Raw genomic sequence first — 22,067 nt, forward strand, 5'->3', positions numbered from 1 at the left:
ATTAGAAGCTGAAAGTCGCGTTGGACGAGGGATTGTCCAGCTTCGTGCTTTGCCGGCGATCGTTCACGATGGCATGGACCATGTGGCTTTGGGTGGCGTGCTCGGCATACAGGATATCGTTTTTGATATCGAGTTTCCGGAACGGGGCCATGGGCGTACATTCCAGGTAGCACCAGGTGGCGTCTTCGGAGATTTCGTAGCCGAGGTATTTGAGGGAGAGGGGTTTGCCGTCGGCCGACAGGAATAGGTGCCTGCGGAGGTATTGCGCTACGAGGGAATCCGCAGCAGGACGGTTTTTGGGATGGATAATGTCCAGCGGCTGCTTCGATTCCTTTTTCAGGACGTTTTCCAGGTCGTCGGAAAAAATGCGGCAACTGATTTCCAGGGACTTGCGGGGGGAATTATAGCGTATTTCCGTGACGCTCATGTAGAAAGGGTGCATTGCGGTCATGATCGCGGGCAGGCACCATTTAAATAGCATTACTCCCATTGGCCCTTAAAAATTTTTATTTTTACCGGTAACTGATTAACATTACGAAGTTACGCAAAAATCTATGCCATGCAGGAGTTCAGCATGTATTTCGAGGAGGGCTGGCAACATATCGCAGATCTTGGAGGGTACGACCACATTTTGTTCATCATGGCGCTTTGTGCCGTGTATACGTTGAAAGACTGGAAGAAGGTGCTGATCCTGGTGACGGCCTTTACGCTCGGCCATTCGGTGACATTGGCGCTGAGCGTGCTCAATATCGTGCGGGTATCTACCGATCTCATCGAGTTCCTCATCCCCGTCACTATCGTCTTAACGGCGCTGGCGAACGTTTTCAGGGGCGGGAAGGAACCGGGCCGCGTGAAATGGAATTACTTTTTCGCGCTGTTTTTCGGGTTGATCCACGGGATGGGGTTCTCCAACTACCTCCGCAGCATGCTCGGCTCGCAAACCGATATCCTGCAACCGCTCCTGGCCTTTAACCTGGGCCTGGAATTCGGGCAACTGATCATCGTAACCATCGTGCTTTTGATTTCCCAACTGGTGATCGGAGTGGGAAAGGCCTCCCGCCGCGACTGGACCCTGTTCCTTTCCGCCGCTATCTTCGGGGTGGCGTTCGTCATGAGCATGGAAAGATTCGGAATTATACTGGAAAAATAAATCGAGATGACCATACGTTCCATCATAGGAATCCTCCTCGTGGCCGCGCCCCTAGCAACGATGGCGCAAAACAACCCGGGGTCCAACCACGGCAACCGCTTCGAACAGCTGGGGTACCTGCTGGCAGATCCCAACATGTACCGCTCCGCTTCCGGCGTGCCCGGGCCGAAATACTGGCAGCAGCGCGCGGATTACGACATCACCGCGGAACTGGACGAAGTACGGCGCCGCCTCACCGGATCCGAAACCGTGACCTATTACAACAATTCCCCCGACCCGCTTACCTACATCTGGCTGCAGCTCGACGAAAACGAGCACGACCCGAAGTCGGACAACAACAGCTTCGACGGCAGCAATATGAAAGACCGGATGAGCAGCCGCGAGATCGGCCGGCTCCTGGGCATGGAACAGGGCCATGGGGTGAACATCACCAAAGTGACCGACGCCTCCGGCAAACCGCTCCCGTATACCATCAACCAGACCATGATGCGCATCGAGATGCCGCAAACGCTCAAACCGGGCGAAAAGATCGTGTTCAAGGTAGACTGGTGGTACAAGGTCCCCAACCGCATGACCCTCGGCGGCAGGGGCGGGTACGAACATTTCGCGGCCGATGGCAACGATCTGTACACCATCGCGCAGTGGTACCCCCGCCTCGCCGTGTATTCCGATTTCCAGGGCTGGCAGAACAAACAGTTTACCGGCCGCGGCGAATTCGCCCTCACCTTCGGCAATTTCAAAGTGAAAATGACCGTTCCCGCAGACCATGTGGTGGGCGGTACCGGCGAATGCCGCAACTATAAGGAAATGCTGTCTCCCGCACAGTTCCAACGCTGGCAGCAGGCGCAAAAATCCACCGAGCCCGTCGAGATCGTGACCCTCGCCGAAGCGCAGCATGCCATCAAAAACAAATCCGACCGCAAAAAAACCTGGATATTCGAAGCCACCAATGTCCGCGATTTCGCCTGGACTTCCTCCCGCCGCCTCGTGTGGGACGCCATGGGCGTGAATATCGAAGGGAAGCACGTGATGGCCATGAGCTACTATGGCCCCGAAGCCTATCCGCTCTACCGCCGCTATTCCACCAAAGTAGTGGGGCATACGCTGCGTTCCTATTCCCATCATACCATTCCGTATCCCTATCCCGTGGCTATTTCCGTGGAAGCAGCCAATGGGATGGAATACCCGATGATCTGCTTCAACTACGGCCGCGCCGAAGCAGACGGCACCTATAGCGAATCCACGAAGAACGGCATGATCGGCGTGATCATCCACGAAGTGGGCCACAACTTCTTCCCCATGATCGTGAACTCCGACGAACGGCAATGGACCTGGATGGACGAAGGGCTCAACACTTTCTGCCAGTTCATGGCAGAGCAGGAATGGGACGCGAATTTCCCCTCGCGCAGGGGCCCCGCACACCACATCGTGGAATATATGAGCATGCCGAAAGACAAACTGGAGCCCGTGATGAGCAATTCCGAAAATATCATCATGTTCGGCCCCAACGCTTACGCCAAGCCGGCTACGGCGCTCAACATCCTCCGCGAAACCGTGATGGGCCGGGAGCTGTTCGATTATGCTTTCCGGGAATACGCGCGCCGCTGGGCTTTCAAACATCCTACCCCTACCGATTTCTTCCGTACGATGGAAGATGCGTCTGCCGTGGACCTCGACTGGTTCTGGCGCGGATGGTTCTTCGGTATCGAACCCGTGGATATTGCCATCGACAATGTGAAGTGGTACCGGATGGACGCGAAAGACCCGGCCGAAACCAACAAAGCCGCCGAAGCAGCGGCACTTCGGGAAGACACGCACATCGCCAAAACACGGAATAAGGAAAAAGGGATGAAAACCGTGGTGGAACAGGATACCAGCCTGCAGGACTTCTACAGCAAATGGGACCGCTTCGCCGTAACGCCCGCCCAGCAAACCGCGTGGCAGCAAATGCAGGCATCCCTGACGCCGGAGGAAAAGCAGCTGTACGACAGCAAAAAGAATTTTTATGAAGTAACCTTCCGCAACATCGGCGGCAACGTAATGCCCATCATCGTGGAATGGACGTTTGCAGACGGTACGAAGGAAACTGACCGCATTTCCGCCTACATCTGGCGCCATAACGAGCAGGAAGTGACCAAAGTTTTCGCCAAAGACAAACAGGTGGTTTCCATGAAACTCGATCCCTTGCGCGAAACGGCGGATATCGACGAAAACAACAACAGCTGGCCCCGCCAGGCCGCACCCTCGCGGTTCGAGCTGTTCCGTTCGGAACGCGCGGCCAGGGGCACGTCTACCGGGGGCAATCCCATGCAGCAGGCGCGTCAGTAACAGCGAAAGATACCAAAGAGAAAGGTGCGGGGAACCGCACCTTTTTTTATGAAATACAGTGAACGATGGGGTTACACTTTAACACGTTTCAGCGTCCTTAAATCGAATACCAGGATATCGTCTTTGTCGGTTTTGTCGTATTTGCCGTTGTTGTTGGAATCGTAATATCCCGTGATCACGATCGCCCCGGTGCGGGGATGGATGATCCATTGCGCCGCGAAGAATTTGTCTTCCGTCAGCTGCGATTTCTGCTTCCCGTCGGTAGATACGGCGATGATCTGGATGGGGTCGTTCCAGTCGATGCCTTTTTTGTTGTTGTCGAGATTGACGGTGCGGCCGGTCAGGAGTATGAGATTGATGCCCAGGCTGTCCATTTTCACATGTTCCCAGCGGTGGATGGACGCGTCTGCCGGGAGGTCTACCCGGTTTTGCTCGCCGGTTCTGGTATTGATGAACAGCAGTGCGTCGCCGTGACTGGCCATCATTTTGCCGACGCTTTCCACACTGGCGACCACGTAATCAGAACCTGCAAGGGGCGTTAATTTGTTGAATGTGTTGTAGTTGTACTTGTCCTGACCATAGGCGGACGCGCACAACAGCATGCATAGTAAGGGAAGGAACGATTTCATTTGACATTTGTTTTAAGGATGGAATGGATGGATTTTCAACAGATAGACGAGCGGTATCGGAGAAAGTTGCAAGGAAAGTTGGATTTGGGGGAAACGAAAAGGCCCGCCGCGGCGTGCGGAGGGCCTTTTTTTATGGGAAGGCGGCGCTGTTCAGGTGGCGCCGTCCTTTTTGTCTTTCGGTTTTTTCTTGTCGCGGCCCGCATCGCGGAGGGCGCGGGCGATGATCCATTCCAGCTGGCCGTTGACGCTCCGGAATTCGTCGGCGGCCCAACGCTCGAGTGCTTCGTAGGTGTTGCCGTCGACACGGAGGACGAATGATTTCTTCTGTTCTTTCCCAGGCATGATTTACGCGTAAAGTGATCCGGTGTTAAGGACGGGCGTGGCGGATTTTTCGCCACAGAGCACTACCATGAGATTAGATACCATGGCGGCTTTTCGCTCTTCGTCGAGCATAACGAGCTGTTTGCGGGAGAGCATTTCCAGTGCCATTTCCACCATGCCTACGGCGCCTTCCACGATTTTGGAGCGGGCGGCTACGATGGCGGTGGCTTGCTGGCGCTGGAGCATGGCGCCGGCGATTTCGGGGGCGTAGGCGAGGTGGCTGATGCGTGCTTCGCGGACAACGATGCCTGCGGCGAAGAGGCGCTCGTTCAGTTCCTTTTCCAGCAGGTCGTTCACTTTTTCGCCGCCGTCGCGGAGGGTGATTTCCGCGGTTTCGTCTTCCATCCGGTCATACGGGCAGCTCGTAGCGAGGTGGCGCACCGCGGCTTCGCTTTGTATCTGCACGTATTGCTGGTACCCTTCCACTTCGAACATCGCCTTATACGTATCGCTCACCTGCCAAACAATCACGGCGGCGATCTCGATGGGGTTGCCCATCTTGTCGTTTACCTTCAGCGTTTGTCCGTTAAGGTTATTGGCGCGCAATGAAATGCGTTGCGAGCGGAAGAAAGGATTGATCCACAGCAGGCCGTTCTGCTTTACGCTGCCTACGTACTTTCCGAAGAACGTGAGGACCCTTGCGTGGTTGGGGTTTACGATCATAATGCCTTTCGACACGAAAATGAACGCGATGCCGAGCAGGGCGGCAAAAATGAGCAGGGATTTGTTTCCCGAATTGGCGCTGATCACGATGATGGTGATGGCACCGAGAAGCAATAATATGGCAACAACGAATGCGAGGTAGCCGGAGACCGGCCTGTTGATCTTTTCCATGGTACGAGGTTAATTTATAATGATATCAATTTGATATCAAATCTAAGGAAAAGATTTTACATTTCCAGCATAGTGTGTAAAAAGAACATGAAGGGGGGACTGGAAAAATTACGGTGTTAAAAAAGTTTGAAATTGTGCAGGATTTACTATTTTGCCTTTGCCGTTAACCGGAATTGTCACGTTAGGAACACGCTAAGAAATCAGGGACTGGCCAAAATCGATCGCATTTTATCAACCACAATCTTTTATGTACCATAGCTTTACAGACGAGCAGTTGTTATCCCTGTTGCGCAATGGCGACGCAGGGGCGTTCAATGCCATCTACGAACGGTACAGCAGGCCGTTGTACCTCTACATCCTCAGCAAGACGGATAGGGGGGAAACCAGCAAAGACGTGCTGCAGGACCTCTTTACTACGCTATGGGAAAAGCGCCAGGCCCTGGAAATTCACTGCTCGCTCCGGTCTTATCTCTACCAGAGCGTCCGCCACAAGATCATCGACCTGTACCGTAAAGACGCTACCTATCGCAAATATCTCCAGCAACTGATCGAGCATTTCGACGCGCAACCCCATAACATCTCCGAAACGTACGACTACAAAGCCAAAGCCACAGAGATTTTCGAAGCTATCAACCGGTTGCCGGAAAAGATGAAGGAAATTTTCATGTTGAGCCGGTTCGAAAACCTGAGCATCGAACAGATCGCGTCGCGGCTCGAATTATCGCAGCAAACCGTTAAGAATCAAATCTCCAAAGCCCTGAAAATACTGCGTACGCATTACACGCAGACCGATCTGCTGACCGTTGCGGTCGTTCTTACCTTGTTACATTAAAAAATTCCCGGCCGGATGGTACTTTTTTTTTGGTGGTGCGACATCCCTGTATCACCAACTAAAAAACAATCGCCGTGGATATTGAACAGATCCGAAAAGTCCTGGAGCGGTACACGCAGGGGAAATGCACCGATGAGGAGGCGCGTATCATCGAGCAATGGTTTGCCAGTGTGAACCGGCACCGTTCGGCCATGATACAGGAGGAGTTTTTGCAGGAGCAGCTGGAGGAAGTGAGGATGCGCCTCCAGGACCATGTAGCCACGTCGGAAACGCCTGTGGTGCCGCTCCGCCCGCGGCGCTGGCGCACCTGGGCTATTTCGGGCGCCGCGGCGCTCATGACGGGCGCCATCGCCCTGTCCTTCCTCTATAAACCCGCACCCTCCGCCCGGCCAGAAAACCCGTTGCCGCTGGCGCAGCATCACGCCCCGGCCAAAACCAACCGCGTAGTGCGCAACGGTTATGTGGAAATCACCACGGCACGGGGTTCAACGGAGAAGATCGTGTTGGCAGACGGGTCTACCGTCAACCTCAACGCCGGCTCCCGGCTGCGCTATCCTGTCAGTTTCAGCGGTGCCCACCGCGACATATATCTCGAAGAAGGCGAAGCTTTCTTCAAGGTGGCCGAAGATCCCCGCTATCCGTTCATCGTGCACAGCCGTGGTCTGGCCACCACCGCGCTGGGCACATCCTTCAACATCCGCGCGTATTCCCGCGAGCAGCGCATCACCGTTGCGTTGCTGACGGGCAAGGTGAAAGTGGACAACGCAGAGCGCCGGGAAACGGTGATCCTGCTGCCGAGCGAGCAACTCAGCTTCGACTGCCAGTCGTTAGTGGTAGCCAAGTCCAACTTCCACCAGGAAGACGATATCGTGGGTTGGAAACACGGCATTCTCAACTTCAGGGACGCTTCCTACAACGAAGTGGCCACGGAACTGGAGAACAGGTATAATGTAACGATGGTGAACGAATCGGGGAATATGGACTGGAACTACTCCGGCTCTTTCAGGGACGAGAGCCTGCAGGAGATTATCGAAACAATTTGTCAAATCAAAAACATCAGCTACGAACTGAAGAACGACACAATTTTCCTTACCCGCAAAAACTAGATGTATGAAAAAATGCCTACACCTTGTGTTGATGGCAGGGCTTGCGATGGCCATCGCACTGGCGGCTCCTTACACCGCCAGTGCTCGTGCCGAGTCGCAGGAACCCCGAAACATCAGTATCACCATCCAGGTCAAGAACAAGAACATGGAGGAGGTGTTTACTGAAATTGCCGCCAAGACAGGTCTCAGTTTCCATTACGACAAATCCGATCTGAACCTCAGGAAGAAGATCAACCTGAACTGCGTGAAGCTGCCTTTGGAAGAGGTGCTCGCCCAGCTCACGGAACAAACCGGACTGAAATTTACGAGAAAAAACAATAAGATCATCGTAAACCTTGAGCCACCCGCAGGCGGCAGCTCAACGGCCGTTACGGACAAAGCGGGCGATGCCGCCCGTGCGGACAAGGAGATCCGCGGAAAGGTAAAGGACGCCAACGGTAACCCGCTGCCCGGGGTCACCGTTGTGATCAAAGGCACCAACAAAGGCACGCAGACCGACGGCCAGGGAGATTTCTCCCTCTCCGCCACCCCCGGCGATGTGCTCGTTTTCCGCTTCCTCGGGTTCACCGCCCAGGAAGTATCCGTGGGCAGCGGCGATACCTATGATGTTGTTTTACAGGAAAATACACGCTCACTCAACGAAATCGTAGTGACCGCCCTCGGCGTGCAGCGCAAGGCCAAAGAGCTCACCTACGCCACCCAACAGCTTAATAACGACGACCTTTCCCGCGTTAAAGACGCCAACGTCATCAACAGCCTCGCCGGCAAAGCCGCCGGTGTCACCATCAACCGCAGCGCCTCCGGCCTCGGCGGGTCCGCCCGCGTCATCATGCGCGGCAACAAATCCACCCGCGAAAACCAGCCGCTGTACGTGATCGACGGGGTGCCCATGGCCAACTATTCCCCCTCGCAGCCGGCCAACGCTTTCGGACAGTCGAACGATATACAGTCCGGCCCCGGCCGCGACGGTGGCGACGGTATCTCCAACATCAACCCGGACGATATCGAATCCATCAACATCCTCAAAGGCGCCTCCGCCGCCGCGCAATACGGCAGCCAGGCCGCCAACGGTGTGATCGTCATCACCACCAAACGCGGCCGCGCCGGCAGGATGCGCATCGACTTCTCGTCTGATTACAACCTCGAGAAAGTGATGCTCACGCCCGACCTGCAGTTCCGCTACGGTCAAACCAAAACCCCCGACGCCGGGCCGGCCAGCTGGGGAGAAAAAGGACAGTTCGACGATCATCTCGATAAATTCTTCCGCACCGGCGGCGCCTGGACGAACGGGATTTCCGTGAGCGGCGGCAACGAGATCGCGCAGTCCTATTTTTCCTATTCCAACCTGAACAGCAAAGGCGTTATCCCCACCAGCAAGTTCAACCGCCACACCCTCAACTTCCGCGAAACGCTGAAGCTCCTCAAAGACCGCCTCAGCCTCGACGCGAACGTGACCTTCATCAAACAGGACGCGCGCAACCGGCCTGGCAGCGGTTTGTACTACAACCCGCTCATTCCGGCGTATGTTTTCCCCCGTGGTCAGGATTGGAACTATTACAAAGACAATTACGAAGTGTTTTCCGTACAGCGGAACATGCTGACGCAGAACTGGTGGAATATCAATACCGACGCAGGGAAAGTGGGCGAAGCGGAAGTTCAGAACCCTTACTGGACGCTGCATCGCAACGTGCGCGACGAAGAGCGCACCCGCGCAATGGCCTCCCTTGCCATCAAGTATCAAATCGCAGACTGGCTGTCGGTACAGGCGCGCGGCAACTTCGACCGGTCGTACGACCAGTTCGAGCTGAAAGCGAATGCCTCCACCGATACGCGTATCGCCGCGGCCCGCGGCCGTTATACGTTCGAGCGCGAATTCAATACGCAGATGTACGGCGACCTGATGCTGAATTTCAACAAAGACCTCACCAAAGACCTGAAACTTTCCGGCCTCGTGGGCGGCAGCATCACCGATTACAAACTGCGCGATCGCACCCTCAACGATGCGGGCATCGGTTCGGCCAACGGCCTGCTGTATCCCAACATCTTCCAGCTGGCGAACATCGACCCCGCGTCGATCACCGTGCAGCAGGGGCTGGAGCGCAAGCAGGTACAGGCCCTCTTCGCCAGCGCCAACCTGGGTTACAAGGATTACCTGTTCCTGGATTTGACGGGCCGTAACGACTGGTCGAGCACCTTCGCCTTCACGCCTACCATGAACAAGGGATATTTCTATTATTCCGCGGGGCTCACGGCCGTATTGAGCGAGATGTTCAAACTGGCCGAGCCCATCAGCTTCGCGAAGCTGCGCATTTCGTACGCCAAAGTGGGGAACGACCTGCCGGCCTACATCACGCGGCCTTCCACCTACAGCCTCCGTTTCCTCGGTGGTGCGAAACAGCTGAGCTTTAACTCGCGGGTGCCTTATCCCGGCGAATACATCAAGCCGGAAGACAACCGTTCATTCGAAACCGGTGTTGAAGCGCGCTTTTTCAATGACCGAATCGGCATCGACGTTACCTATTACAATAACAACAACTTCCAGCAGTATATCGAGATCCCCGCGCCCACGGGCTCCGGTTACGCCACCTATTACCTCAACCTCGGGAATATCCGCAACACCGGCGTGGAAGCCATGCTGACGCTCGTTCCCGTGAAAAAGGGCGGCTTTACGTGGACGTCGAACATCAATTTCTCCACGAACCGAAACAGGGTGGTTTCGCTGTCAGACATCGACCGCGTGTCTTCCGCCACCATCTTCCGCCTCACCGAATCCGGCTCCAACATGTACGGTTCCGGCATCCGGGAAGGAGGGCAATGGGGCGATATTTTCGTGCCCCGCATCCTGAAGCGCGACGGGCAGGGAAGATTGCAACTGGATGCTGACGGCAAGCTCATGGATACCACGGGCACATTCTTCGTCGGCAATCCCAACCCGAAATTCAACCTGGGATGGAACAACAAGTTCGATTACAGGAATTTCACGCTGACTTTCCTCATCGACGGGCGTTTCGGTGGAAAGGTGATGAGCCTGACGCAGGCCATCCTCGACAGCTACGGCGTGAGCGAGGAAAGCGCCAGACTGCGCGATCAGGGCGGCATCCGGCTGGATGCGGTGAACCACGAAGGCAAAGCCGTGCAGCCGTTGTACAATGCTTACCAGTATTATGTTGACGTGGCCGGCCGCGATGGTAACGGAGACGTATATATGTACGATGCCACGAGCATCCGGCTGCGCGAGATTTCGCTCAGTTATAAAATTCCCCTGAAATCGAAAGCCGTGCGCAACCTTACCGTTGGGCTGATCGGCCGCAACCTCGCCTTCCTGAAACGCGATGCGCCCTTCGATCCGGAAGTTTCCGCCGGCGGCGACAACCGCCTGCAGGGGGTAGACGTGTTCGGCATGCCCGCCACCCGCACGTTCGGCGCCAGTGTGAAAGTCGGGTTTTGATTCAACCAATAAAATCAACAGACGATGAAATCATTGCAATACTTCTTCAAACGGAAAACGGTTATGGCCGGCCTTGCAGCAACAATGCTCGCCACCGCCTGCACCAAGAACTTTGAAGATCTCAATACCAACCCCAACGGTATTTCCGAAGAAGAGCTGAAGCAGAACTTCATGCACATCGGCGAACCGCTCGGGCAAATCCAGCGCAGCATTTACGTATATTCGCCATCGTGGGTGGTACAGGTGCAGCAAAACCTCATGGGCGACCTGTTTTCGCAATATACCGCGGTGCCCAACCCATTCGGTAACCTTAACAACAACAACAATACCTATAACCTCGTAGACGGCTGGAACCAGGTGCTGTGGGGCTGCGCCTACGGCACCTACGCCGGCTCGCCCGAGCAATCGGTGATGCCCGTTTGCCGCTACCTGGAAAAGTTGACCAAGGCCGATTATCCGCAGTATTACGCCTGGATGAAAGTATTGAAGGTGTTCACCATGCATCGTGTTTCCGACGCTTACGGCCCTGTCATCTACACCAAATACGGCGTCATCAACGCGGACGGGAGCGTGGACTACGATTCGCAGAAAGATGCTTATTATGCTTTCTTCGCCGACCTGGACGAGGCGATCAAAATATTCTCCCAATATGTGACCGAAGGGAAGGAGATCACTTTTGCCGGGTTCGACCTTTCCGACTACGCCGGCAGTTACCGGCTGTGGTGCAAAATGGCCAACACCCTGCGTTTGCGCCTGGCGTTGCGGATCGTCAAGGTCGACCCCGACAAGGCGAAAGCGGAAGGGGAACTGGCGCTGAAACATCCGCTGGGGTTGCTGGAGAAGGCCGAAGAAACGTTCGTGATCAACACCCGGCCGCTTGAGCACCCGCTGCTGGAGATTTCCAGCGGATGGGGAGACGTGCGCATGTCTGCCGCCATGGAATCGTACCTGACCGGTTTGAAAGACCCCCGGCTCAACGTGTACTTCGAGGAATCGAAAGAATACCCGGGCCAGTACAAGGGCATCCGCCAGGGCGTGGAAATGACGACCAAAGCACGTTACGAGAACTTTTCCGCCCTCAGCAAACTGCTTTTCTCCAATAAGAAAATCCTGCTGATGACCGCCGCGGAAGCCTGGTTCCTCAAAGCCGAAGCCGCCGTTGAAGGCTGGCAGGGCGCCGGCGACGCGAAAACCAATTATGCGATGGGCGTGAAAACCTCGTTCGACCAGCATGGCATCGCCACGAAGTACGACGATTACATCGCCAATACCACCAACAAGCCCGCGCCTTACGTAGACCCGAAGAACGCTGCCAACAGCATTCCCAACGGCGATCCCCTGCTCAGTACCATTACCGTGGCCTGGGAAGACGGCGCCACCAAGGAGCGCAAGCGCGAGCGGATCATCACCCAGAAATGGATCGCCGGGTTCCCGGAAGGGCAGGAGGCCTGGGCGGAATTCCGCCGCACCGGTTACCCGAAGCTCTTCCCCGTGAAAATCAACAACAGCGGAGGGAAGATCCCCAACGGAACCTTCATCCGCCGCGTGAATTTCGTGAGCACGGAATATGAAACGAACCCGAAGGGCGTGCAGAAAGCAATCAATTTACTAGGTGGCCCCGATAACGGCGGCACCCGCCTCTGGTGGGACAAGCCATAGCAATAATAGACATAGCTCATCTAAGAATGACCGGCCGGCCCTTTTGGGCCGGCTTTATTATGGGCTTAAACGTTTAGTTGGCGGGTTTCAGGGGCAAAAAAAGGGTGCCCGCGCCCGGAGGGGCGGTGTGCAGGGAGGTAAGGGAAGGATAGCGTGTTAAGTGAATATGGCGCCTAGAGCGCTTCTTTCAGGCGAAGCTCGTTCTTGTATTCCTTTGGTGTTTTTCCGACGATTTCCTTGAAAAAGCGGTTGAAGTTGGACAGATTCTTGAATCCGCAGCTGTAGGCGATTTCGGCGATAGACCAGTCTTCCTCCGTGAGCCTTTTACAGGCATGCCCGATGCGCACCTCGTTGAGGAACTGCACGAACGATTTTTTTGTCCGGTTCTTGAAGAAGCGGCAGAACGACTGGGGAGAAAGGTTGGTGATGCTGGCAACGTCCTGCAGGGAAATTTCCTTCGAGAAGTTGTTCATAACGTATTTGAAAACCTCGTCGATCTTGTGGTTGTCTTTCACATTGTAGGCATGCGAATAGCCGGTAGACGCGAGGTAGTAGCAATCCTTCGTTTCGGACAGCGTTTTGAGGATTTCCAGCAGGGAAATGATGCGTTCCAGGCCTTCTTTACGGGGGAGGGCGAGGATCTCGTCTTTCAGTTTTTCCTGGGTGGGACCGATGATCTTCATGCCGCGCTGGGCACGGTGGAAGAGGTCCGTCAACGCTTTGGTTTCCGGAAGGCCGTAGAATTTGTCGCCGAAGATGTCTTTGGGAAAATAGATCACGACGGAACGGGCTTTGAGGGATTCGTCGTTGCGATGGTATGCCTCGTCGTTATACCATACGTGCGGTATATTCGGACCGAGGAAAACCATATCGCCCACGTCGAAGCTCTCGATGCTATCGCCTACGATCCGCTTCCCCTGGCTTTCGGTTACGTAAACCAGTTCGCATTCCGGATGGAAGTGGAAGGGGGTGTTGAAATAGGGATCGCACCGCTCGATGATGGTGATCTGATTGTCGGCAAAGGCCCCCACTTTGATGAGAATGGGTTTCATGTTTGCTTCCTTATATGATTAAGTCCTGTGAATAAGTCGGCAAGGTATTTTGCCATTTTAATTTCTATTCTGGCAAATTATGAAAATTAGGTTAAAAAAATACTAGTCTAGTTGATTTTCGCAGAACTTTTTTGTTTTCATGGATTTTCCGTAATTTGTCAGTGCTAAATCGTTTGAGCGCATTCGCAACAACCAAATCATGAAGGGGATTTCCATTAAAGATATCGCCAAACAGGCCGGCGTATCGCCTACAACGGTGTCGTTCGTGCTGAATGGCAAAGGCCGGGAAAAAAGGATCAGTGAACAGGTGAGCAAGAAAATCCTGAAACTGGCTGCTAAACTTAAATACAAGCCGAACCAGCTCGCAAGGGGGCTCCGGACGGGCAAAACCAAGACCATAGGGCTTATCGTCGAAGATATCGCCAACCATTTTTTCGCCAATGTTGCTAAAATAGTGGAGGAAGAAGCGGATAAGTTCGGGTATAAGGTTTTGTACGGCAGTACGGAGGATAACCTCAACAAGGCGCGCGGGCTGCTGGAAGTGCTGGAATACCGGCAGGTAGACGGGTATATCATCACGCCCACGCCGAACCTGGACAAGGAGATCGAGATACTGAAGAACAGCCGGAAGCCTATGGTGCTGATGGACCGCTATCTCCCGCAGATCCCCACCAATTACGTGATGGTGAACAACTTCCAGGGCGCATATGATGCGGCGGAGTACCTCCTCGACCTCGGTTACCGCAAGATCGCTTATGTGACCACCACTTCCGAACAAATCCAGATGAAGGAGCGCATGAGCGGCTTTACGGCCGCCATGAAAGCGCATGGGGCAAACTTCCCCCGGAAAATGATCAAAAAAATCCCCTTCTCCATCACCAAGGAAGAAGCGGTAGGGCAGATCATGGAGTTCATGAAAGGCATTCCTGGTCTCGACGCCATCTTTTTCGCCACCAACTATCTCGGTGTGTTCGGGATCGAGTCCATCAAAAACCTCGGCTGGAAAATCGGGGAAGATGTGGCCCTTATCAGTTTCGACGATCATGACCTCTTCCGCCTGCATACGCCGGGCATTACCTGTGTGTCGCAACCTATTCATGAAATCGCGCAGCACCTGGTGCAGGTATTGATGAACGAGCTGAACCAGCATCAGCACCAGATCAACCAGGTAGTGCTCCCCGCAACGCTTGTGAAGCGGGAAAGCTGCCGCAAGCGCGCGAAGGCGGGTGTAGTCTGAATACTGATACATGAAAACTTATTCGGGAAGCGCGGCTGCAGGGCCGCGCTTTTTTTATGACCGTAACGTTACCGGTGCAACGCCGGTGCACACTTCATGGTCCACACGAAGTTGGTCGCTGCATCTTGTCAGTGATGCAAGATTCACGGACTTGCTGGAATTTTCCTGAACATTATGGGAATTTTAACGCAACGTCAAAAAAAAGTTAATTTTTTATTTTGGAGGTAACGCAACTTTGACTAAGTTGCATCCGTTCGTAATTCGAATGCAAATCTGTGCGTGAAAATGAAAAGTGCCCCTGGATGCTACAGGTTTTTTTTATTGCCGAAACGCTAAAACGTTTTATCAATAAGGAAACCGGGCAGGGGAGAAGAAGGCTGCACAGGTTTTATTTGGAGCGATCCGCTAAAACGATTTATTAGACATTAACAGTGAACAGGGGATATAAAGCCAATTAACGGAAACCATCACCCTCCATTTATTATCAGCCACCGATTCACCGTATGTAGACCGGCCTTCCACGCCGGATGGAATTGCATTGCCATGAATGATCGCTATGCCGGATGTGCATACCCGTTATGACCTCCGCATCGCTTCGTTCAAGACGATAAGGGATATCTATTTTTTAATGTTTTTCATTCAAGTATCACAAATTAAAATCTAAGGAAGCTATGCGAAGAATTCTTCTGCTTGCCACGTTGCTGTTATGCTGCCTCGCCCCGCATGCCTGGGCGCAGCAAAAAAAAGCAGTATCCGGCTCGGTTAAAGATGCCACCGGAACGCCACTCCCCGGCGTCACCATCCTGGAAAAAGGTACTTCCAACGGTACCGTCACCACGGCCGACGGTTCCTTCAAAATCAGCGTAGAGCCCTCCGCCACACTGGTTTTCACCTTCCTGGGCTACGCCCAGCAGGAAGTACCCGCCTCCGCATCCTCTTTCAACATCGTCCTGAAAGATGACCAACGTTCGCTCAACGAAGTTGTGGTAACCGCCATGGGCTTCAAACGCGAACAGCGTAAACTCGGTTACGCGGTTACCGAGCTCAAAGGCGCCGAAATCGCCAAAACGAACGCCATCAACCCGGTTGCCGCCCTCCAGGGTAAAGTAGCCGGCGTAGACATCTCCGGCGCTGCAGGCGGCCCCCAGGCTGCCAACCGTATCGTGCTCCGTGGCGCCAAATCTCTCAACGGCAAAGACCAGCCGATCTTCGTAATCGATGGTACCATCTTCGAGAACGATGAGTCAGACAATGCCGTGAACTTCGGCAACGTCCTGAAAAACTTCAACCCGGACGATTTCGAGACCGTTACCGTGCTGAAAGGCGCCGCCGCCACAGCCCTCTACGGCTCCCGCGCCATCAACGGCGCCGTGCTCATCACCACCAAAAAAGGAACTTCCCGCAAAGGAATTGGTGTAGACGTGAGCCAGACCGCCCAAATGGAAAGCGTGTACAGAACGCCCATCGAATTGCAGAACAAATATGGCGCCGGCGTAAACCCCTACTTCCGCGAAGAAGCAGGCGGCGTACAGGCGCTCGACTGGCAGCGCGGCTTCAGCTTCGGCCCGGAAATGCTTGGCCAGCGCGTAAAACTGCCCAACGGTGAATTCGTTCCTTTCAACGCCCAGCCCAACAACTGGAAGAGCGTTTACCAAACCGGTAAATATTTCAATACCAACGTTGCGGTGGAAGGCGGGAACGAAAACGCGAATTTCCGCGCTTCCTATTCCCACCTCGATAACAACAGCGTAATGCCCAACAACGGTTTCAAGCGGGATGTGTTCTCCCTGAAATCTTCCGCCATCATCTCGAAATATCTTTCGGTTGAAGGCGGCGCATCGTACGCTACCTCCACTTCCCTGAATCCCACCCGCCAGGGCGGCGATTACACCAACGAGAACATCGGTCGTAAATTCATCTACATCTTCCCCCGTAACTACGACGTGGATTACTGGCACTCCCGCTACAAGGTACCCACCCAAAGCGGCCGAGACCTCGGTGCTGTGCTCGGAGAATATCCCGGCCTGGATTATTGGTGGACGCTCAACGAAGACAGCTGGAAACGCAAGGAAAGCCTGTTCATGGGTAACCTCGCTTTCAACGTAACCGCCACCGACTGGATGAAATTCGTCCTGCGCGGAAACTTCAGCAACGAACAACTGTCTGACGACCGCCGCCAGCTCGGCTGGGGCCCCAACTTCAGCGGGTCTCACGGTTTGTTCGCTACCGCCGGCAGCAACAAAACGCAATACACCCTCACCGGTATCGCCATGATCTCCCCGAAAATCCGGAACACGGACTGGACCGCCAACGTAAACGTAGGCGCGGAAATGTGGAATTCCGGTATCGGCAACAAGTGGGACATGAGCACCCGCGACGGTCTCCGCACCCCCGGCCTGTATGACATGAAAAACAGCGTGGGAACGGTAAGCTCCAATTATTACGTGCACGGCCGCAAAAAGATCAATTCCCTGTTTGCCGCTGCGAGCGTTTCTTACAAAAATGCCTACTTCCTCGACGTTACCGCGCGTAACGACTGGTCGAGCGCACTGACCTATCCCAACGGTTCCGGCGACAACTCCTACCTGTACCCCTCCGTGAGCGCAGCATGGGAATTCACCGAAACTTTCAAACAAAGCATGCCCTCCTGGATTACCTATGGTAAACTCCGTGCGAGCTATGCTTATGTGGGTGGCGACCTCGGTCCTTTCCTGAATAACACCGGCTATGTTACCGGTTCTATCTGGAATGGCGCGGGACAGGCCAACCTGCCGATCAACAACATCTTCCAGCCCGACCTGCTGCCGAACCAGAACCTGAAGCCCTCCATGGCGGGTAACTTCGAATTCGGTGCCGATGTTCGATTCCTGAACAATCGACTGGGACTGGATGTTGCCGTGTACCAGGCAGACATCAAGGATCAGATCATCCAGCTGGACGTTCCTTCCGAATCCGGGGTAAGGCGTAAAATCATCAACGCCGGTCATTTCCGTAACCGCGGTATCGAGGTGGCTATCAACGCCCGCCCGATCGAAGGCAAGTATTTTGGTTGGGATATCAACCTCAACGGCAGCCGCAATATCAACAGGATCCTCGAGCTGGACCCTGCCATCAAAACGTATCAGCTGAGCGAAGACCAGGGCGTTCGCGCCATTGCGGAAGTGGGCAAGTCTTTTGGTGAACTGGTGTCTGATTATGCGTATGTGAGGGATCCCAAGACCGGAATGCCTGTCATCAACAACGACGGTACATCCTTTAAACGTGGATTCGCTACCATCGGTAACATCACGCCCGATTTCAACCTCGGCCTGAACAACACTTTTACCTACAAGAACTGGAGCCTCGGATTCCTTATCCAGGCGCGCATCGGCGGTGATATCTTCTCCGCTTCCCACCAGTACGGTACCGGCACCGGTATCCTGAAAAGCACCCTGGCTGGCCGCGATGCAGCCAGCGGCGGACTTGCCTGGACCGACGACGACAACCGCAAGCGTAACGACGGTATGATCCCCAACGGTATTTTCGAAGCCGGCACCAAGAGCAAAATCGACGGATCGGATATCGGCGGTATGACTTTCCGCGAAGCATACGACAAAGGCCTGGTGAAACCGCTGAGCCCGTACAACTATTATTCCATGCTGGGCGACTGGGGGATCGGTATCCGCGAAACTTCCGTGTTCGATGCCACCTATGTTGCGCTTCGCGAAGTATCGCTTGGCTACAGCATGCCTTCTTCCATCACCAGCAAGCTGAAATTGACCAAGCTTCGCATGATGCTCGTGGGCCGGAACCTCGGTTACCTGTTCAACAATCTGCCCGATGGTATCAATCCTGAAGGTATCCGAAACAACGCAACGTCTGCCTTCTCCGAATATGGAGGCGCACCTTTCGTTCGCAATATGGCCTTCACTGTTCAGGTTGGTTTCTAACTTCAAAAATGAAAATTCAAAATGAAAGCATTGCATAAATTTGGATTGGGCGCCCTGGCGCTGGCTACTGTAGCTTCCGCATGCACCCGTGACTTTGCAGAGATGAACACGAACCCGGAAATCAGCAAGGACATGAAACCGGACCAGCTCATCACACTGACGCAAAAAACAATGGTAGACCGCGATTTCGAGTGGTTCTACGACAACTATTCATACATCATGCCCTGGATGCAGTTTACCGTGAGTTACCCGAACGGCAACACCGTGTCCATATTTAACCTGGTGTCTAACGTCAACGGGTTCTACTCGGCATTCTACGCGGATTTCGGCAGAAACCTGGCTGATATCCAACGCCAGGTAAATGCCATGTCGGGCGAAGAAAGGGCCCGTTATGCCCATATCTCCGCCATTGCGACCGTGCATAAGGTTTGGGGCGCCTGGCGCACGACCGACGTGAATGGCAGCATTCCCTATTCCGAGGCCATGGGCGCACGTACCGAGCAGAATTTCACGCCGAAGTACGATAACCAGGCAGCGTTGTACGCACAGTTCGACGCAGAGCTGAAGGGAGCGATTGCCGCGCTGGCAACGCCCGCCGCCGGACAGGCCAGCTTCGGTACCGCCGATATATTTTATAGCGGCGACGCTGCGAAATGGGCCAAAGCCGCCAACGTGCTGCGCCTCAAGATCGCGATGCGCCTCATGAAGCGGGACCCCGAAAAGACCCGCCAGATCGCTGCGGAAGTGCTGGCAAGCCCCGCAGGTATCTTCACCGGTATCGCTGACGAATGGAAATTTATCTCCGGCGGCCAGAATTTTGCCCGTGGCGGTAACTGGAATGCGCAGGGTTTCGCTACGCGTGGCGGTCAGGCTGTCGTGAATTACATGTATGATCAGGCGGATCCCCGCCTGGGCATTTTCTTCAAGAAGAATGCATTTACCCAGGCCGTATTCAACCGCCTGAAGGCTGGTGGCGCATTCCCGGCGTCTGCAACGTGGAATCCCCGTCAGTACGTAGGCGTTCCGGCATCGCCCGATGCGGCCAAGGCTCCGGCCAACGCCAAATTGTTTGGTGTGAAAAGCTACCAGATCACCGAAAACGGCAGTGCCGTAACGGTGAACTACGACACGCTTTCCACTTATCAAAACCGCCTGTTCGACCTCAGCTCCGACGGCGACGGGCCGGGCAAATACATTCAGCCGGTTGCGACTTACGCGGAAATGTGTTTCCTCATATCCGAGCTGGCGGTTCGCGGCATGTCTACAGAAAACGCGCAGGAATGGTATGTGAAAGGTGTGAAGGCGTCCATCCGTGCTTATGAGCAAATGGGCCGCGAAGCGAACATCGTGGATTTCACGGCCGTTAACGACGCCGATATCGATGCTTACCTCGCAAAGCCCGATGTTGCGTTTACGGGTACTACCGAAGTTTTGCTCGAGAAGATCGGTATCCAGCAATTCCTGAACCACTTCAAGCAACCCTGGGAAGCATGGGCCAGCTGGAAGCGCCTGGGTTACCCCAAAGTAGGCGGTATCCTGAACCGCGAGGAATTCAGGGTGGATGGTTCTACCCGCGAAACCCCGCGCCGCTGGGCACTCCCTGTTCCGCAACAACTGAACCGCCCGAATTACAATGCAGCTGTACAGGAAATGATTTCCGGCGGCGAATACGGTACTTCGGTGGAGGCCATTACCGGACGTGTTTGGACGGATAAAAAATAGCCACAGTTAATATTGATATAAGAGGGGCTGACCATCAAATTTGGGTCAGCCCCTTTTGTTTGTCATGATACATAATGATATTGTGTAATGCAAATCCCCGGCATCCAGGTTATCCAGTTGTGCAGCCGGCCTGTCGCTCCCCGTTCGCTTTACCCAATTCAGCAACAATACTTTATAATTATAAGAACAGAAGTACTCCCGACATATTCTTTTCTAGTTAGACTTTGTGATATTTTTAGGAAGTCGTATTAACTTTTGTGATTTTCCTTTAAACAATTGTTATTTATTCCATTTCTTTTTACCTTTAAGTTAATGTTAAGCAAAACTGACCTGTACAAACAAAGGATTTTGAAGGAGCTCTGCTTCGGCAATACCCTGTCTGGCACGGAAATCAGTTCGCGGATAGAAAAAAGCATGCCCTTGACGGTCCGCCTGTTAGGAGAGCTGGTGAATGAGGATCTTGTGGAGGAAAAAGGATATGCACCTTCATCCGGCGGCAGGCGCCCGCAGATATATGCCCTTAAACCGGGCAAGATGTATGTGGTTTCGGTGGCGATGGACCAGTTGGTGACCCGTATGGCGGTCATAGATATGCAGCATTGTGATATTATCTGCACCGAAAAGATCGGTCTGCCGTTGTTAAAGAATCCGGACGTGCTGGAAGCATTGGCCAATCAGCTGAACAAATTCATCGACAATACAGCGATCGCCCGGGATAAAATAATTGGTGTGGGCATTGGGATGCCTGGTTTTGTGGATGTTTCCAAAGGGATTAACTATTCCTTCCTTGAATCCCAGACCAACATCGTCGATTTTTTGGAAAAGCGGGTAGGGATCCCGGTCCACATAGACAATGACTCCAGTCTGATCGCACTCGCAGAATTCAGGCTGGGCGCGGCCCGCGGCCGGAATGATGTAATGGTCATCAATATTAACTGGGGCATAGGGCTGGGGCTCGTTTTGAATGGCGTATTATTCCGTGGGTGCACGGGGTTTGCCGGGGAGTTCAGCCATATACCGCTTTTCGTTAATAATAAATTGTGCACCTGCGGCAAAAGTGGCTGCCTTGAGACCGAAGCATCCATGTTGGTGGTTATTGAAAAGGCGGTCGAAGGATTGAAAAAAGGGCGTGTTTCCACCATGGAAGCCTTGCCTGAAGATATTGAGGAAGCCTGCCATACAATTATCAATGCAGCCATACAGGGAGACACATTTGCTGTAGAACTGCTTTCGGAAGCCGGCTATAACATCGGGAAGGGAATTGCCGTCCTGATCCATGTGCTCAACCCCGAATTGATCGTTCTGAGCGGCCGGGGGGCTTCAGCGGGTAAACTTTGGCTGGCGCCGGTTCAGCAGGCAATTAACAATTATTGTATACCACGGCTGGCGTCCAAGTCGGAATTGACGGTGTCTGCATTCCATCAGCGCGCAGAGCTGATCGGTGCAGCAGCATTGGTCATTGAAAATTTTGACAAACGACCGGTGAAAAATAAGGTGGGCCGCGTGTTGGTGTAATCCCGCGCGAACATCATCAAGCGAACAGGATTACCTGACGAATGCACTTTAACAATGCAATATGCAATCGAATAATAACAGATAGTGAACGGATATTGAAATTTTAATTACAACCAGAATCAGACGAAAGGAGAAATGCCGTAAAAGGCTTGGAAGAAGCAGGGGCAACTAAAAAACAGATGGACATTAGACGACAGACAGCGTTGGCCTCCCAAATACAACCAGGATCAGTGAACGGAGCACGC

15 protein-coding genes are annotated in these 22,067 nt (G+C 53.9%); 10 read left to right on the forward strand and 5 right to left on the reverse strand.

Annotated features, from left to right (window positions below; genetic code table 11):
* Position 1: 1 nt before the first annotated feature.
* On the reverse strand, positions 2-490 hold the full coding sequence (locus EJ361_RS17565) for a DUF6702 family protein (RefSeq protein WP_126246944.1): 489 nt from the start codon (positions 488-490) through the stop codon (positions 2-4).
* A 69-nt stretch (positions 491-559) separates the two neighbouring features.
* Between EJ361_RS17565 and EJ361_RS17570 the strand changes: the two genes are divergently transcribed.
* The gene (locus EJ361_RS17570) at positions 560-1,150 is read left to right on the forward strand and encodes a HupE/UreJ family protein (RefSeq protein ID WP_126246945.1); all 591 of its coding nucleotides are present in this window, start codon (positions 560-562) and stop codon (positions 1,148-1,150) included.
* 6 nt (positions 1,151-1,156) lie between these two features.
* Entirely contained in the window at positions 1,157-3,478 is a 2,322-nt protein-coding gene (locus EJ361_RS17575) for a M1 family metallopeptidase (RefSeq protein ID WP_164714304.1), read from the forward strand.
* Between the two features lie 71 nt (positions 3,479-3,549).
* On the opposite strand, the gene EJ361_RS17580 is transcribed toward EJ361_RS17575, so the two are convergent.
* The 3 genes from EJ361_RS17580 to EJ361_RS17590 all read right to left on the reverse strand — a co-directional run bounded on the left by EJ361_RS17580 (position 3,550) and on the right by EJ361_RS17590 (position 5,322).
* Entirely contained in the window at positions 3,550-4,107 is a 558-nt protein-coding gene (locus EJ361_RS17580) for a hypothetical protein (RefSeq protein WP_126246946.1), read from the reverse strand.
* A 150-nt stretch (positions 4,108-4,257) separates the two neighbouring features.
* Positions 4,258-4,449, reverse strand: coding sequence for a hypothetical protein (locus tag EJ361_RS17585; RefSeq protein WP_126246947.1), 192 nt, complete (start codon positions 4,447-4,449; stop codon positions 4,258-4,260).
* Positions 4,450-4,452: 3 nt separating this feature from the next.
* The gene (locus EJ361_RS17590; RefSeq protein WP_126246948.1) at positions 4,453-5,322 is read right to left on the reverse strand and encodes an SPFH domain-containing protein; all 870 of its coding nucleotides are present in this window, start codon (positions 5,320-5,322) and stop codon (positions 4,453-4,455) included.
* A 247-nt stretch (positions 5,323-5,569) separates the two neighbouring features.
* Between EJ361_RS17590 and EJ361_RS17595 the strand changes: the two genes are divergently transcribed.
* From EJ361_RS17595 to EJ361_RS17610, 4 genes are all read left to right on the forward strand, one after another.
* Positions 5,570-6,154: an RNA polymerase sigma factor gene (locus tag EJ361_RS17595; RefSeq protein ID WP_126246949.1), complete on the forward strand. Its 585-nt coding sequence runs from the start codon at positions 5,570-5,572 to the stop codon at positions 6,152-6,154.
* Between the two features lie 74 nt (positions 6,155-6,228).
* On the forward strand, positions 6,229-7,260 hold the full coding sequence (locus EJ361_RS17600) for a FecR family protein (RefSeq protein ID WP_126246950.1): 1,032 nt from the start codon (positions 6,229-6,231) through the stop codon (positions 7,258-7,260).
* Between the two features lie 4 nt (positions 7,261-7,264).
* On the forward strand, positions 7,265-10,708 hold the full coding sequence (locus tag EJ361_RS17605; protein WP_126246951.1) for a SusC/RagA family TonB-linked outer membrane protein: 3,444 nt from the start codon (positions 7,265-7,267) through the stop codon (positions 10,706-10,708).
* A gap of 24 nt (positions 10,709-10,732) precedes the next feature.
* Entirely contained in the window at positions 10,733-12,367 is a 1,635-nt protein-coding gene (locus EJ361_RS17610; RefSeq protein WP_240646660.1) for a SusD/RagB family nutrient-binding outer membrane lipoprotein, read from the forward strand.
* A 173-nt stretch (positions 12,368-12,540) separates the two neighbouring features.
* On the opposite strand, the gene EJ361_RS17615 is transcribed toward EJ361_RS17610, so the two are convergent.
* Complete coding sequence (locus tag EJ361_RS17615) at positions 12,541-13,419, reverse strand: AraC family transcriptional regulator (RefSeq protein WP_126246952.1); 879 nt, start codon at positions 13,417-13,419, stop codon at positions 12,541-12,543.
* Positions 13,420-13,618: 199 nt separating this feature from the next.
* Between EJ361_RS17615 and EJ361_RS17620 the strand changes: the two genes are divergently transcribed.
* The 4 genes from EJ361_RS17620 (at position 13,619) to EJ361_RS17635 (ending at position 21,822) form a co-directional block, all read left to right on the forward strand.
* The gene (locus tag EJ361_RS17620) at positions 13,619-14,656 is read left to right on the forward strand and encodes a LacI family DNA-binding transcriptional regulator (RefSeq protein WP_126246953.1); all 1,038 of its coding nucleotides are present in this window, start codon (positions 13,619-13,621) and stop codon (positions 14,654-14,656) included.
* Between the two features lie 671 nt (positions 14,657-15,327).
* Positions 15,328-18,585 carry a SusC/RagA family TonB-linked outer membrane protein gene (locus EJ361_RS17625; protein ID WP_126246954.1) on the forward strand — a complete coding sequence of 1,086 codons (3,258 nt, stop codon included), beginning with the start codon at positions 15,328-15,330 and terminating at the stop codon, positions 18,583-18,585.
* A 21-nt stretch (positions 18,586-18,606) separates the two neighbouring features.
* Positions 18,607-20,307 (forward strand): SusD/RagB family nutrient-binding outer membrane lipoprotein, encoded by a 1,701-nt coding sequence (locus EJ361_RS17630; protein WP_126246955.1) that lies wholly within the window; start codon positions 18,607-18,609, stop codon positions 20,305-20,307.
* A gap of 348 nt (positions 20,308-20,655) precedes the next feature.
* On the forward strand, positions 20,656-21,822 hold the full coding sequence (locus tag EJ361_RS17635) for an ROK family protein (RefSeq protein ID WP_240646661.1): 1,167 nt from the start codon (positions 20,656-20,658) through the stop codon (positions 21,820-21,822).
* The last annotated feature ends 245 nt before the right edge of the window (positions 21,823-22,067 follow it).

Origin of the sequence: Chitinophaga rhizosphaerae (assembly GCF_003958645.1) — a bacterium.
Taxonomy (GTDB): Bacteria; Bacteroidota; Bacteroidia; order Chitinophagales; family Chitinophagaceae; genus Chitinophaga; species Chitinophaga rhizosphaerae.